The sequence below is a fragment of the Metabacillus litoralis genome, from assembly GCF_003667825.1.
GTDB classification, from domain to species: domain Bacteria; phylum Bacillota; class Bacilli; order Bacillales; family Bacillaceae; genus Metabacillus; species Metabacillus litoralis_B.
The window spans coordinates 564,650-578,564 of the sequence record NZ_CP033043.1; the positions used below are offsets into that span (position 1 = coordinate 564,650).

Consider the following 13,915-nt stretch of genomic DNA (forward strand, 5'->3'; position numbering starts at 1 on the left):
CCTACATATTATATTGTTTCTTTAGGTGCATTAACTGCTCCTTCATCTTCATCTGGACGTTTACTAACAATGATATATGAAATAACAAAACAGCAAAAGCCAATAATCCATCCGAAAATCGTACTATAGTAAAAGGTGTCAATTAATGACATTCCTATAAAAGGAGCCATAACCCCTATGATACAAAGTATAGAAACTAAATGACGTTTTACCCAATGAAGCAATACGAACAACTCCTTAGTAGGAAGAAAGATAGACATATAATGTTATTATACAAGAAAAAGAACTTTTGGAGTATCAATGAAATATTAAGAACATGTTACAAATATTAATGATATTTACGGCCTTTCCACATATATCCCTTTTTTATAATTGAAGATTCCATTGAAGAGATTAGTAATGAGATAAAGAATGTTGCAATATTATAGGCATTGCAATACTGATTGATACATTTTGTTTGGTTTTTCGATCAACAAACCCTTTTTGTGAAACAATAAGAATGTAAGGCAAAATATTAAATATAGTAATATAATCTTTAACAAGTAAATTGTATACTTCATAGACGACAAGTAAACCGGGAAAGATATAGAAACAAAAATAAAAGGAAATAAGAATAATAGCTAAAAAACGAGAACGACCAATTCCGATAAAAGTATTTTTTTTAAATCCTTCCCATACTTCTTTATTACTCTTATACATGTAGCATGTAACAAAAGAAGTTATATTTAAAAGAATAACTTTGTAGCCTTGCTTTTTCATAATCCTCGCTAAATGAACATCATCAAGCAAGGAATTTTTAATGGTTTCGTGACCGCCAATAGTAAAATATGCTTGTCGTTCAAATAACATAAACGACCCATGTGCGGCAGCAGCGGAAGACATTTGCGTATAGTTTGCTAAAAGAAGCGGTAAATGGAAATAAATTAAAAAATGTTGCATAGGCACAAGCCATTTTTCTAAAAGATGTTGTACTGGAAAACGTGGAAAGCCAGTGATTAGATGACCTTTTTGTTTATCAAGCATATGAATAACGGATTGAATAACATCTGGATTTAATCGAATGTCTGCATCTAAAAATAAAAAATAATCACCTTTTGCTTTCTTACTTAATTGGTTACATGCATGGACTTTTCCTGTCCAGCCTTGGGGTAATTCAGTTCCATAGAGTAAAGTAAAACGCTTATCGTTCGATATTAAAGACTTAATAATTAATGATGTTCGATCTGATGATTGATCGTCAAGTAAATAAAATTCTAGGTTTTGATACGTTAATTTTTTTAGAGATGTAATAAGCTCCATTACATTGTCTTCTTCGTTGCGTAAGGGTATTAGAATGGAGACAAGTTTATTGTGGTGAATTCTTTGTTTTTTTATTTCAGGCATAAAGAAAGAGTTAAAAATAGTCCAAATTAAAAATAAACTTAGAATGATGATATAGGTAAGCATAATGATCCCCCGATTTCCGTTTATCAAATATATTGTACTGACTAGGGAGAGGTTTTACATTTCTTAAGGTGTTTTGATGAAAAAACCCACGTAGATTGTTATGTTATCTACATGGGTACACATGCTAGCCTATTTCTCTTTTATGATCATATTTCAAATCGTGTTCCAAAATAAGATCTGCGGTAAGTTGACCTGATAATGTTACCATAGGTACTCCTCCGCCAGGATGTGTTGATCCTCCTACAAAGTAAAGATTTTGTATGTATGAGCTTTTACTAGGAAACTTAAAACCACCGTTCTTCTTCCGGTCTGTGGCAACGCCATAAATCGATCCACCGTTTGCTCCGTATAATTGCTGAAGGTCATTAGGTGTAAACATGTATTCAAATTCAATGGAATTTGATAAATCTGTAACACCCATTTTTTCAAGCTTAGCAATAATTAATTTCCGGTATTCCAGTGCTTTATTATCCCATGTTTCTCCTTCTTTTAACGGGGGTACATGAGTTAAAACAAATAAGTTTTCCTTGCCCTCAGGTGCTTGTGTCGGATCAGATTTAGAGGATATTCCAACATAAATTGTTGGGTCTTCTGGTGCTGTTTCCTCATTGTAAAGTTGATTAAACTCTTTTTCTGGTGATGCTGAAAAGAAAAAATTATGATGTGTAAGATGTTTATATTTTCTATTAACCCCTAATAAAAGCACTAGGCCAGATACTGTTGGAGGAAACTTTTCCTGTTCCTGAATAAAATCATGATGTAAAGGGTGATTCTCTAACAAAGTTTGGTAGGTAGGTACAACCTCTAAATTGGAGACTATAATGTCAGCTTCTACTATTTGTCCATTTTCAAGCTCTACACCTGTTGCTTTTTTTCCATTTGATGTGATCTTTTTTACTTTTGTGTTTAGATGTACATTCACTTGTAATTCATGTAAGACCTTCGACATAGCATTTGCAATTTCATACATGCCACCATCAACATAATATATTCCAAGTCCTAATTGAACATGTGCTAACTGTGACAAAACGGCAGGAGCATGATAGGGGGAAGACCCAATATACATGATTAAAGAGTTAAACAATTGCTGAATTTTTTTATCCTTAAAAAATTTACGCGTCCCTTGGTGCATTGTTTTCATCGGATCCATTGATAATAATTCTTTAACCGTATGCATGGATCTTAAATCCTGTAATCCTCTTAAACTTTTTTTGTACACACTTTTTAAGCTATACTCATACATTTTGCTACAATAATTCAAATAATTGAAAAGCTCACCTGCGTCTTCTTTAGATACTGATCTTAGTTGTCTAATTAACTCAGGTAAATCACTTGTAAGTTCGATGGTTGTGCCATCTTCAAAAAATGTCTTCCATTGTGGCTCAATTCTTTTTAATTTAATATAGTCAGTAAGGTTTCGATTAGCATTTTGAAATAACTGTTCAAGTACCCATGGCATGGTTAGAATAGAGGGTCCCGTGTCAAAGGAAAAACCATTTCCACCTCTCTTGTTCAACTTTCCTCCAAGTCGCTCGCCTTTTTCAATAATCGTAACATCATAGTTATCGACAGCAAGACGTATACCTGCTGACATCCCACCTAAACCTCCACCGATAATAACAACTTTTTTATTCATTTTTTCCTCCAAAATGTTTTAGAATGAAAAGTATGTGAAAATTCACCTCTATAAAACCTCATTTTATCCATCATTTTCCTATTCGAGACAGTATATTTCTTTCTTAATAGATATTTTTTAACAGAGCAGTTTCTATGGGTTGTGTTAAATTGTACTTTCTGATGTTCATTGCTATCATGTAAAGAGAAGATTAGAAGGGTAGTGAAATGATGAAAAATCGTATAGAAAAAGTAATGAAATGGCTTCAAGAAGAAAACATTGATATGTGTTTTATTCAATCTAAAGAAAATGTCTTTTATCTATCTCATTTTTATACTGACCCACATGAAAGACTATTGGGGGTTTTTATATTTAAAGAAGCTGAACCTATTATGGTTTGTCCAAATATGGAGGTTAATCAGGCAAAGGCAGCTGGGTGGGAAAATGAAATTATTGGTTATAGTGATCACGAAGATCCATGGGTGTTAATTAAGGAAAGAGTGAAAATTAGATATAAACATTCTATAAATAAAGTTGCGGTGGAAATAGATACTACTTCATACAGTAGGGTTGAAAAGTTAAAACAACTTTCTAATGAAGATGTTCAAATTGTTTCAGCTGAGGATAAGTTAAATCAACTTAGACTAATAAAGGACAAAAATGAAATAAAAATCTTAACTGAGGCTGCTAAACTTGCAGACTATGGAGTCCAAATTGGAGTAGAATCGCTTAAAAATGGTGTTACTGAAATGGAAGTATTGGCGACCATTGAATACGAGCTCAAGAAAAAAGGTATAAGAGAAATGTCATTTTCGACAATGGTTTTATTTGGAGAAAAGTCAGGAGATCCTCATGGAAATCCCGGGTTGAGACAGCTTACTGATGGAGATTTTGTCATATTTGATCTTGGTGTTGTGTTAGACGGTTATTGCTCCGATATTACAAGAACCTTTGTGTATAAACAGGCTAATGAAAAGCAAGAAGAAATCTATCATACTGTATTACAGTCACAGTTAGCTGCATTGGAAGCAAGTAAACCTGGTACCCGAATTGGCGATTTAGATGAAATAGCTAGAAAACTTATAACAGATGCAGGCTATGGCGAATATTTCCCACATCGTCTTGGGCATGGATTAGGAATTAATGTTCATGAATATCCTTCTATGAGTCATATTAATGACAACTTGTTAACAGAAGGGATGGTTTATACAATCGAACCTGGAATATACATACCTTCAATTGGAGGGGTACGTATTGAGGATGATGTGTTAATAACAGAAAGTGGGAATAAAACTTTAACAACATCTCCTAAGAATTTTACTGTAATAAAATAACAGAAGTGCATATAAGGAATTGACAAAATAAAGATGAGAAAAAAATTAATTATCCTATTTTTCCCGATGCTTATGTTTTTAGTGACAATAGCATGCTCTACAAATCAAGATAGCAAAAATCTTGTTTCTGCTAAAGTGGTAAATGTCGTAGACGGAGATACATTAAACGTTATGATTAGCGGTAAAGAAGAAACAATACGATTACTATTAGTAGATACTCCGGAGACGGTTCACCCTACTAAACCTGTTCAACCGTTTGGACTAGAGGCAAGTAACTATTTAAAAGAGCTATTAAATGGTAAAGATGTCCAGGTTGAAGTAGGAATAGGCGAACGTGATAAATATGGGAGGCTGTTGGGATATGTGTATATTGATAAACAAATGGTAAATAAGCTGCTTTTGCAAAAAGGTTTAGCGAGAGTGGCTTATGTGTTTGAACCTAATACAAAATATATTGATGAATTCAATTCGATTCAAAAGCAAGCTCAACAAAATGAAGTTGGAATTTGGAGTATTGAAAACTATGCAACAGATGAAGGTTTCCAGACAACACTAAATGAAGAACAAAACGAAATAAATCCAAATTTACAAGTGAATGAAGAGTGTACAATTAAAGGGAACATTAATTCAAAGGGGGAAAAAATCTTCCATACAGAACAATCCCCTTCATATGAATTGACAAAGCCAGAAGCAATGTTTTGTACAGAAGATGAAGCAAGAGCAGCAGGATATCGAGCGGTTAAAAGATAACACAAAAGGGATTCAATTTTTGAATCCCTTTTGTGTTATGTAGAATTACCTGTTACACCTAGGTTTTGACTACAGACCTGCTAGCTGACGATTTTCTTTATCAAATAAGAGTAATGAAGGATTTGGGCTTGGCTTACCGATAAAATATCCTTGTGCTAAATCAATGCCAATTTCCTTTAAATATTGAAACTCTTCTTTTGTTTCAATACCTTCACCTAACACTGTAATACCTAGGTCTTTTGCTAAATTCATTACCCCAAGTAAAAAAGTTTGATTGTCTTTGTTCATATGACAATCTTGAATATACTTTCTATCAATTTTAATATAATCAGGACGAAGCTTAGAAAGCATATCTAGTGTAGAATATCCAGCGCCAACATCGTCCAATGCAACTTTCATACCATGTTCTCTATATGTTTCTAGGATTGATTTTAGATGTTGTACATCATGTATCTTCTCTGTCTCTACTACTTCAAACACAAGGTCATATGGATCCACATTGTATTTTTCAACAATTTGAAATGTGTGTTTTAAGCAATGTGCAGGGTTATATATTGTTGATGGTAAGAAGTTGATGAAGCTTTTAATTCCTTGTGGTATACGATTAGTTCGAGATTCTATGGCTATCTCACGAGCTTTTTTATCTAAAATGGAGTGCATTTCTGTTTTTCTGGCAACTTCAAAGAGTTGACTTGGAAAAATAGATTGATCCTTCACCCTAAGAAGTGATTCATATCCATAAATATCACCACTGTCCATATTAATGATGGGCTGGAGATAACTAATAAACTCTCCATTTTTTATAATGTTAACTGTATTTTCATGAAAAGTGTGTTCATATATTGTTTGTAATGAATACCTTTCAAAAAGTCCCGGTACTTCTTCCTTGTGTATAACTCCTTTAAATTCTTCAAGAGTATTACCCAATTCATAATGGATAAAAGAAAGAAACTCCTTTAATGCACTTTTTGACTCAAAAGCATGAATAAAATGATTTATATTAACCTGTTTAAAATAAAGTTTCGTCAAGGTTTTTGTTAATTTATCATGATTGCTAGGAAATATTGAAAGAAAACCCTGATTATATATTTTAAGAGGTTGAAAGCAGGATCTACAATAATTGACCATCTTTATCCCTCGATTCAATATCAAATTTAGATTGATTTTATTTTATCAAAGATTATACAAAAGTTAAACAAAAATAATTCACGAATGGAATTATTAATTGATTTTAATGAATTGATTATCTTGTCCAATGTTTGGGTATAGCATAAAAATAAAAGGAGTTTTAAATGAGTTCTTTTGACATTGTTTATTTAAACACAGGGTGTCTAACCAAAGTGCTTTGGTTAAAAAGAAAAAAATGGGAAAGTCTAAAGGAGTGGTAATAATTGATAAAAGCCATTGTTTTTGATGTGTATGGATATTGTTTAATGTTCATTCTGTTGTTGAAAAATGTACCTCCCTTTACCCTGAAAAGGACATGAACTTAGTGAACTTTGGAGAAGAAAACATTAGAGTACTCTTTTTTGAGGTAGCTTATGTGTAATTATGAGAATTTTTTTACGATTACAAAAGAGTCATTAGCACATTCTTGTAGAGTTTAACTCTCCCTTATAATTCCGAAATTGAGGAAATCTTGATAAATGAATATGTGAATTTATCTTTATATGATGAAGTTGAAGGGACTTTTCCTGACAATGAGTACAATAACTTAAAAGGAATGATTTAGAAATTCATCAGGAGGTTATATTTATGAAAAAAATAGCAGTGTTAACGAGCGGTGGAGATTCACCAGGTATGAATGCAGCTATTCGTGCTGTTGTTCGGAAAGGGATTCATGAGGGATTGGACGTTTATGGTGTGTATCATGGCTATGCTGGTTTGATGGAAGGGAAAATAAACAAACTGGAGCTAGGTTCAGTTGGGGATATTATCCATCGCGGTGGCACGATTCTTTATACAGCACGATCAGAAGAATTTAAAAAAGATGAATCACAGCACAAGGCAATAAGACAATTAAAAGATTTAGGTATCGATGGATTGGTAGTTATAGGAGGAGATGGCTCATATCGTGGGGCCGCAAAATTAACTGAAAAAGGTTTTCCATGTGTTGGTTTACCAGGAACAATTGATAATGATATCCCGGGAACAGATTACACCATTGGATATGATACGGCTTTAAACACTGTTGTCGAAAATATTGATAAAATAAGGGACACAGCAACTTCTCATGATCGAACATTTATTATTGAAGTAATGGGGCGTCATGCAGGAGATATTGCGCTTTTCTCTGGGGTTGCTGTCGGGGCTGAAACGATATTAATCCCTGAAAGAACGTTTGAACTAAATGATGTTGTTGAAAAATTAAACAAAGGTATTAAACGTGGCAAGAAGCACTCTATTATTGTCTTAGCGGAGGGAGTTTGTTCTGCAAATGAACTTGCAGAACAATTAAAGGAAAAATACCATCTAGAAACTAGAATTTCCGTTTTAGGGCATATTCAAAGAGGAGGATCTCCTACAGGTTTTGATCGTGTTTTAGCATCAAGATTAGGGGCCAGAGCTGTTGAACTTTTACTACAAGGAAAATCAGGCAGAGCAATTGGCATGCAAAAGCAAGAAATTGTTGACCATGATATTATTGAGATTTTAAAACAAAAAGATCCATTACCAGAGGGAGTATACACACTATCACAGGAATTATCAATATAAGATATAGTTTTGAAAAATAAAGCGTACATTGACAGAGGCTGACTGTTTCAAGTAAACAGTCAGCCTCCTTTTGTTGAAAGTCGAGAAACCATATTCAATATACTTTCACGACCTTCTTTTCTTGTTGTTTATGTAAGCTTATTTAGCTTTAAAAATGATTTTTTGTTAAAGTCTATTTATTGACGCCTTAAGATATAAGCCCTGCCTCTCTTATATCGTTGCGGCTCCTTGGCCGCGCCACTGATTAAGCGTCTTGAAGTTAGTTGTATCGTGATGTTGCTTCATTGCGCGCTTAATTATGTAATACCCATATTGAACATTACAAAACATAAAGACAAGCTATTTTTGAGAAGTTAAATTAACAGAACTACAATCATCCTATGCTGTTTATGGAAAAATGTTATTGAGAAGAGGAATTATCAACAATTGATTTGCAAATCCTTTTATCTTAAATAAACAAGGCTTCTTTAAAGCTGACTAAAGTTATCCAAGATAAATATTTGCTGCGGGAGGACTGTTTGTGAGTTAAAGTGAATACTTTGATATTCTTAGATTGCTTTTAAAGAAGGGTCCATTCCTGCAGAAAGTACATTTTTAAGTGTAAAGGTACGAATTTCTTTTCGTAAATAACAATAAGCTATTATTTTCTCAGCTGTTATTTTTCGCACAAGTATTTTTCTTTTTGAAAAGCTGCCTGATGCAGATAAGTAAATAATTGTAATCGGCACTTTGTTTTCTAAGCTTAATTTTAAAAAGTATTTCATAAGGACACCTCCATCTTTCTTCATCTCTATTATATACGAACATATCTTCTTTTATCCACTAAAAACGAACATACATTCTATATTTTTTAGCCATATTTTTTCTATTTCAGGCGTAAGATGTAAGGATAACATTTTTAGTTTAGATCCTTGAGAGGGGAGATAAGGATGACAGAACGAGAAAAAATACGATTAATCCAAGAAATTTCAAAAGAAATGATGAAACATTCAGTGAAGGATCGAAAAGGAACACATACTAGTGATCAGGAAAAAGCAGTTGAACTACTTGCAAGAGCCTTACATGATTTTTCTGATCTGTATTTAAAGCAACAAAACGAGGATGAAGTTTTAAAAGGAATATTAGCAAAAGTGAAAATTGCCTGCAATACTATGGAACGAGTTAAGAAACCAAATATAGTTATTAAAAGAGTATAAATTACACTTATATAAAGAGGAGGTGATTAATATAGGAGAATTGAATTAAAAGGAGAACATATGTTCCAATTTGGATTTACTTTATGATACAATAAGTTTGCAGTCAAGCGATCGAACAAGCCCCTTCGAAAAGGAGGTGATGCTTGTTGACGATTTATGAGAGTCTAATATCTATGTTTACGTTTGCTTCTTTAGTTATAGCCATTCTGGCTTTTTCACAAAAAAAATAGACCTTCTAGAGGTCTAATCATTTTTATCTTTTTTTAGATCTGTCGACTGCAGACTGTGGATGCTGCAACATCCACGGTCAACTATAATCCTATTATACCATAATAGGAAGTATGATTAGTTAGTACAAACCTATTGATTATTAATTATTTTTTTAGTTGTCATTGATTCCATTGCTTCGTTTGTTGTTTTTGAAGTTTTTGTATCATTGATGGTTTTCAGGTGTTTAACCTCCACAACTTTTTCCTTCCCTATTTTCTACAGATAAGTACTTTTTCTTTAATGTCCAATGTCCAAAGTTTTCAAAAAATCGGTAAAATTATAGTCTATATCAAAAAACATAGGTGTATTTTCATCGTCATATAAAATTAATCTTCCTTGATTCTCTGTTGACGGATCATATATTAATATAATTTCTGTGATAAGTGAATCAAACCATTTGTTTTTAACATTATATGATTTTGTTAATGGTATTCTGATGAGATATCCTTTATTTGGTATAGGATTTGCTTGAACTGTAACCTTCTGAATGCCCTTAATTGCGCTAATTGCATATTGATCCATTTTAGAAGATTGTTCCGCTTGTTTAACAATTGCATTTGTTTCGATATCCATTACTTTAATTTGTTGATTTTCTGCAATTGCAACATGACTAACACTAACAATGAGAAAAAAAATAACGTGAACCAAAAGGTATTTTTTCTTCATTTTTTTCACCTCAGTTATTAGTCTTTCCAACAAGAAAAATAATCAACATGGAATTATTACCTAATAGAACTTGCCGAAAGTCGCCATCCTAACTAAAGGAGGTGATAAGATGATACAAAAACTACTCCTTATTATAGGATGTTTCCTTTTTGTTGTTGGTTGTAAACAAGATGATCAGGTGTCTGCTCGAACATTCTTAATACCAGAAGGATATGTAGGTTGGGTTCAAGTAAAATATGATCAACAATTACCTAAAAAAGTAATGAATAATGAAAAAAATCAGGTATATAGAGTTAGTCAAAACGGAATGACATACACAGATGAAGAACATATCCACGAGGGTTGGGCAACTAATAAATATTATTATGTAAACGATAAAGGAGAACGAACCCCACTAGTACCAGGTAAGATGGTTCATGGACCATCAAGTGGGAGAGAATTAGCTGGCAAAACGGTTGAATATTTTTTTATAGGGTCATCAGATCAGTTTCATAAGGATGAATATGTGCCTAATGAATACGAAGTAAATTAACGGCTGCAATATGCAGCTTTTCTTTTTCTTCTAAAACAAACAAGTCATGAGTAAAAAGAAATTTATCTACAATAAGCGACAAATTCATTGACGTCCATACATAACTTTTGTACGATATGAAGGATTGAATGAAAAGGAGCTGTGGATTTCGCGATGGAGTCCTTTAAAATAAAAAAAACTTTAAATAACAACGTTTTGATCGCATCACATGATTCATACGGAGAAGTTGTTTTAATTGGAAAAGGTATTAGTTTTGGTAAAAAAGAAGGAGACACTATTCACGAGGATAGCTATGAAAAAATGTTTGTTTTAACAAATCAAAAGGAGCAGGAGCAATATAAGTTACTGCTAACAGATATTGATGAAGAAATGCTCGAAATTATGCAGGAAGTAATTCAATATATTTTTGAACGTGTTGACAAGCCTTTAAATGAACATATTCATATAGCACTTACTGACCATATAGCATTTGCTTTAAAGCGTTTGCAACAAGGTATGGATATAAAGAATCCGTTTCTTCTCGAAACAAAGTCTTTATATCCTTTTGAATATGAGCTGGCAACAGAAGTTATTAATATGCTGAATGAAAAATTAAACGTACAGCTGCCCCATGGTGAAATTGGTTTTATTGCGCTTCATATTCATAGCTCAATATCTAATAAGCCACTTTCAGAAGTGAACCAATATTCTCAGCTTATTAGCCGGTTAACAGAAGTGATAGAAGAGTCTTTAAAAATTAAAGTAGATCGAGAGAGTGTTAACTATTTACGGTTAATTCGCCATCTTCGATACACAATTGAAAGAGTGAATTCGGGAGAATCTGTTTCAGAACCAGAAAAATTAGCTTTTTTGTTGAAAAAGGAATATCCGTTATGCTACAATACTTCTTGGAAAATGATAAAAGTCATGCAACAGGTTTTAAAGAAATCTGTTTATGAAGCTGAAGCAGTTTACTTAACAATGCATTTATATCGACTAACAAATAAATAATTGTAACCGATATTATTCACGTGTTACTGATTCGATCAGGCATGAGTGAACAAGGTGTTTTTAATTGCTATTTTGGGGAACTATACCTAATAGCAGCTAAAATACATGTTCACCATGCCTTTTTTGTATGCATTAAGACAATTTCTGAGCTTAATGTAAACGGTTAATAGTAGATTGTTTTCTAGGCTTTGTACTTTTATTGACTACAGTAATGAACAAAATAGGAGGAAATGATTATGTTTAAAAATGCATTCGGCGTCTTGCAAAAAGTCGGACGTGCACTAATGTTGCCAGTTGCATTATTACCAGCTGCTGGTTTATTGCTTGCATTAGGTAATGCACTTCAAAATCCAACGCTTACTGATTTAGCACCATTCTTAACAGCTGATTGGATCGTGTTAATCGCAAGTGTTATGGAAAATGCAGGTAACGTCGTATTCTCGAATTTACCTGTTTTATTCGCAGTTGGGGTTGCGATTGGTTTAGCTAACGGTGATGGAGTTGCTGGTATTGCGGCTTTAATTGGTTATTTAATAATGAATATTACAATGAGTAGTATCCTTAAGGGAGTCGGTACACTTCCATCAGGTGGACAGGAGCTTGCTGACTTTTTAGCGAACAACGGTGCTGCGTATGGAAATGTACTAGGTATCCCAACCCTTCAGACTGGGGTATTTGGTGGTATTATCGTAGGTATTATCGCTGCTGCCATGTATAATCGCTTTTTCACTATCGACTTACCATCTTATTTAGGATTTTTTGCTGGTAAGCGTTTCGTACCGATTGTAACGGCTGGAGCAACAGTATTACTTGGTATTGTTATGTATTTTGTTTGGCCTCCAATTCAAACAGGCCTGAACGCTTTTTCCACTAACTTATTAGATGCAAACAGAACGGTAGCAGCCTTCATATTTGGTGTTATTGAACGTTCGTTAATTCCGTTTGGTCTTCATCATATCTTCTATTCACCATTCTGGTTTGAATTCGGAAGCTATGTAAATGCTGCTGGAGAAACTGTACGTGGAGATCAAACAATCTTCTTTTCTCAAATAAGAGATGGTGTTCAAGATTTAACAGCTGGTACATTTATGACTGGTAAATTCCCATTCATGATGTTTGGTTTACCTGCTGCAGCACTAGCGATTTATCATGAAGCAAGACCAGAACATAAAAAAGTTGTTGCAGGTTTAATGGGTTCAGCTGCTTTAACTTCTTTCTTAACAGGTATTACAGAACCACTTGAATTCTCTTTCTTATTCGTAGCACCAGTATTATTCGGTATCCATGCAATCTTTGCTGGTTTATCGTTTATGATTATGCACATTCTTGATGTTAAAATTGGGATGACATTCTCTGGAGGTTTAATTGACTTCCTATTATTCGGAGTATTAAACCCACAAACAAACTGGTGGCTAGTTATTCCTGTAGGTTTAGTTTTTGCAGTTGTTTATTACTTCGGTTTCCGTTTTGCAATTAGAAAGTGGAATCTTGCCACTCCTGGTCGTGAGGAAACAGATGTTGAAACATCTGATGAAGGACAAGCAAAAGCTAATGCGGGAGATTTACCATTCCAAGTGTTAGAATCCTTAGGTGGCTCTGGAAACATTAAGCACTTAGACGCTTGTATTACACGTTTACGTGTTACAGTCAATGATAGTAAGGGTGTTGACAAAGATCGCTTGAAAAAGCTTGGAGCATCCGGTGTGTTGGAAATTGGAAACAACATTCAAGCAATCTTTGGACCTAAATCTGATAATTTAAAGACTCAAATTCAGGATGTTATGTCTGGAAAACGCCCTAAAGCAACGCAAACTCATTCTCAAGAAAAAGAAGTACAAGAGCAAGTTGAGGATGTTGTAGCTGACGGCTTGAAAAATGATGTAATAGATGAAACATTTGTTTCGCCACTTACAGGTGAGATGAAAAATATTACAGAAGTTCCAGACCAAGTATTCTCTGGAAAAATGATGGGTGATGGTTTTGCCATTCTTCCTTCTAACGGAACAGTCGTTTCACCTGTTAATGGTAAAATCTTAAATGTTTTCCCTACAAAACATGCTATTGGTATTCAATCTGATGGTGGAAAAGAAATTCTTATTCACTTTGGTATTGATACAGTTAACCTAAAAGGTGAAGGTTTTGAAGCATTTGTCCAAGAAGGTGACATTGTTGAACAAGGTCAAAAACTTCTAGAAGTTGATCTAGAATTTGTAAAATCTAATGCACCTTCAATCATGACTCCAATCGTATTCACGAACTTAAAAGAGGGTCAATCAATCAAACTGCAAACAAAAGGTAATGTTGCAGCAAATGATACTGATATCATTGAGATCGAAGGTAAGTAATTTTACTATTAAAAAGCCACACTTGTATTTTTACATGTGTGGCTGATAAAATTAAT

The 13,915-nt window shown here is 33.6% G+C and carries 13 protein-coding genes; 7 read left to right on the top strand and 6 right to left on the bottom strand.

Annotation, left to right across the window (positions count from 1 at the left end):
- Nucleotides 1-8: 8 nt before the first annotated feature.
- From D9842_RS02575 to D9842_RS02585, 3 genes are all read right to left on the bottom strand, one after another.
- A complete protein-coding gene (locus tag D9842_RS02575; protein WP_121661140.1) occupies nucleotides 9-224 on the bottom strand; it encodes a hypothetical protein in 216 nt (71 codons plus the stop codon).
- Nucleotides 225-393: 169 nt separating this feature from the next.
- Nucleotides 394-1,446 (bottom strand): glycosyltransferase family 2 protein, encoded by a 1,053-nt coding sequence (locus D9842_RS02580; protein ID WP_121661141.1) that lies wholly within the window; start codon nucleotides 1,444-1,446, stop codon nucleotides 394-396.
- Nucleotides 1,447-1,570: 124 nt separating this feature from the next.
- Nucleotides 1,571-3,082: a phytoene desaturase family protein gene (locus D9842_RS02585; RefSeq protein ID WP_121661142.1), complete on the bottom strand. Its 1,512-nt coding sequence runs from the start codon at nucleotides 3,080-3,082 to the stop codon at nucleotides 1,571-1,573.
- A 209-nt stretch (nucleotides 3,083-3,291) separates the two neighbouring features.
- On the opposite strand from D9842_RS02585, the gene D9842_RS02590 reads away from it, so the two are divergent.
- Both D9842_RS02590 and D9842_RS02595 read left to right on the top strand, forming a co-directional pair.
- Entirely contained in the window at nucleotides 3,292-4,395 is a 1,104-nt protein-coding gene (locus tag D9842_RS02590) for a M24 family metallopeptidase (RefSeq protein WP_121664918.1), read from the top strand.
- Between the two features lie 33 nt (nucleotides 4,396-4,428).
- Nucleotides 4,429-5,145 carry a thermonuclease family protein gene (locus D9842_RS02595; protein WP_121661143.1) on the top strand — a complete coding sequence of 239 codons (717 nt, stop codon included), beginning with the start codon at nucleotides 4,429-4,431 and terminating at the stop codon, nucleotides 5,143-5,145.
- Nucleotides 5,146-5,214: 69 nt separating this feature from the next.
- Here the strand turns inward: D9842_RS02595 and D9842_RS02600 are convergent, their stop codons facing one another.
- The gene (locus D9842_RS02600; RefSeq protein ID WP_257535970.1) at nucleotides 5,215-6,174 is read right to left on the bottom strand and encodes an EAL domain-containing protein; all 960 of its coding nucleotides are present in this window, start codon (nucleotides 6,172-6,174) and stop codon (nucleotides 5,215-5,217) included.
- A 726-nt stretch (nucleotides 6,175-6,900) separates the two neighbouring features.
- Here D9842_RS02600 and pfkA point away from each other — a divergent pair.
- Nucleotides 6,901-7,860, top strand: coding sequence for a 6-phosphofructokinase (pfkA, locus tag D9842_RS02605; protein ID WP_121661145.1), 960 nt, complete (start codon nucleotides 6,901-6,903; stop codon nucleotides 7,858-7,860).
- Between the two features lie 548 nt (nucleotides 7,861-8,408).
- Here pfkA and D9842_RS02610 read toward each other — a convergent pair.
- Nucleotides 8,409-8,624: a hypothetical protein gene (locus D9842_RS02610; RefSeq protein ID WP_121661146.1), complete on the bottom strand. Its 216-nt coding sequence runs from the start codon at nucleotides 8,622-8,624 to the stop codon at nucleotides 8,409-8,411.
- Between the two features lie 165 nt (nucleotides 8,625-8,789).
- Between D9842_RS02610 and D9842_RS02615 the strand changes: the two genes are divergently transcribed.
- A complete protein-coding gene (locus tag D9842_RS02615; RefSeq protein WP_121661147.1) occupies nucleotides 8,790-9,056 on the top strand; it encodes a hypothetical protein in 267 nt (88 codons plus the stop codon).
- A 507-nt stretch (nucleotides 9,057-9,563) separates the two neighbouring features.
- Here D9842_RS02615 and D9842_RS02620 read toward each other — a convergent pair.
- Nucleotides 9,564-9,992 carry a hypothetical protein gene (locus tag D9842_RS02620; protein ID WP_121661148.1) on the bottom strand — a complete coding sequence of 143 codons (429 nt, stop codon included), beginning with the start codon at nucleotides 9,990-9,992 and terminating at the stop codon, nucleotides 9,564-9,566.
- A 109-nt stretch (nucleotides 9,993-10,101) separates the two neighbouring features.
- On the opposite strand from D9842_RS02620, the gene D9842_RS02625 reads away from it, so the two are divergent.
- The 3 genes from D9842_RS02625 (at nucleotide 10,102) to ptsG (ending at nucleotide 13,859) form a co-directional block, all read left to right on the top strand.
- A complete protein-coding gene (locus D9842_RS02625) occupies nucleotides 10,102-10,524 on the top strand; it encodes a DUF6843 domain-containing protein (protein WP_121661149.1) in 423 nt (140 codons plus the stop codon).
- A 153-nt stretch (nucleotides 10,525-10,677) separates the two neighbouring features.
- Nucleotides 10,678-11,514, top strand: a complete 837-nt coding sequence (glcT, locus tag D9842_RS02630; RefSeq protein ID WP_121661150.1) for a glucose PTS transporter transcription antiterminator GlcT — start codon at nucleotides 10,678-10,680, stop codon at nucleotides 11,512-11,514.
- A gap of 236 nt (nucleotides 11,515-11,750) precedes the next feature.
- Complete coding sequence (ptsG, locus tag D9842_RS02635) at nucleotides 11,751-13,859, top strand: glucose-specific PTS transporter subunit IIBC (protein WP_121661151.1); 2,109 nt, start codon at nucleotides 11,751-11,753, stop codon at nucleotides 13,857-13,859.
- Nucleotides 13,860-13,915: the final 56 nt, after the last annotated feature.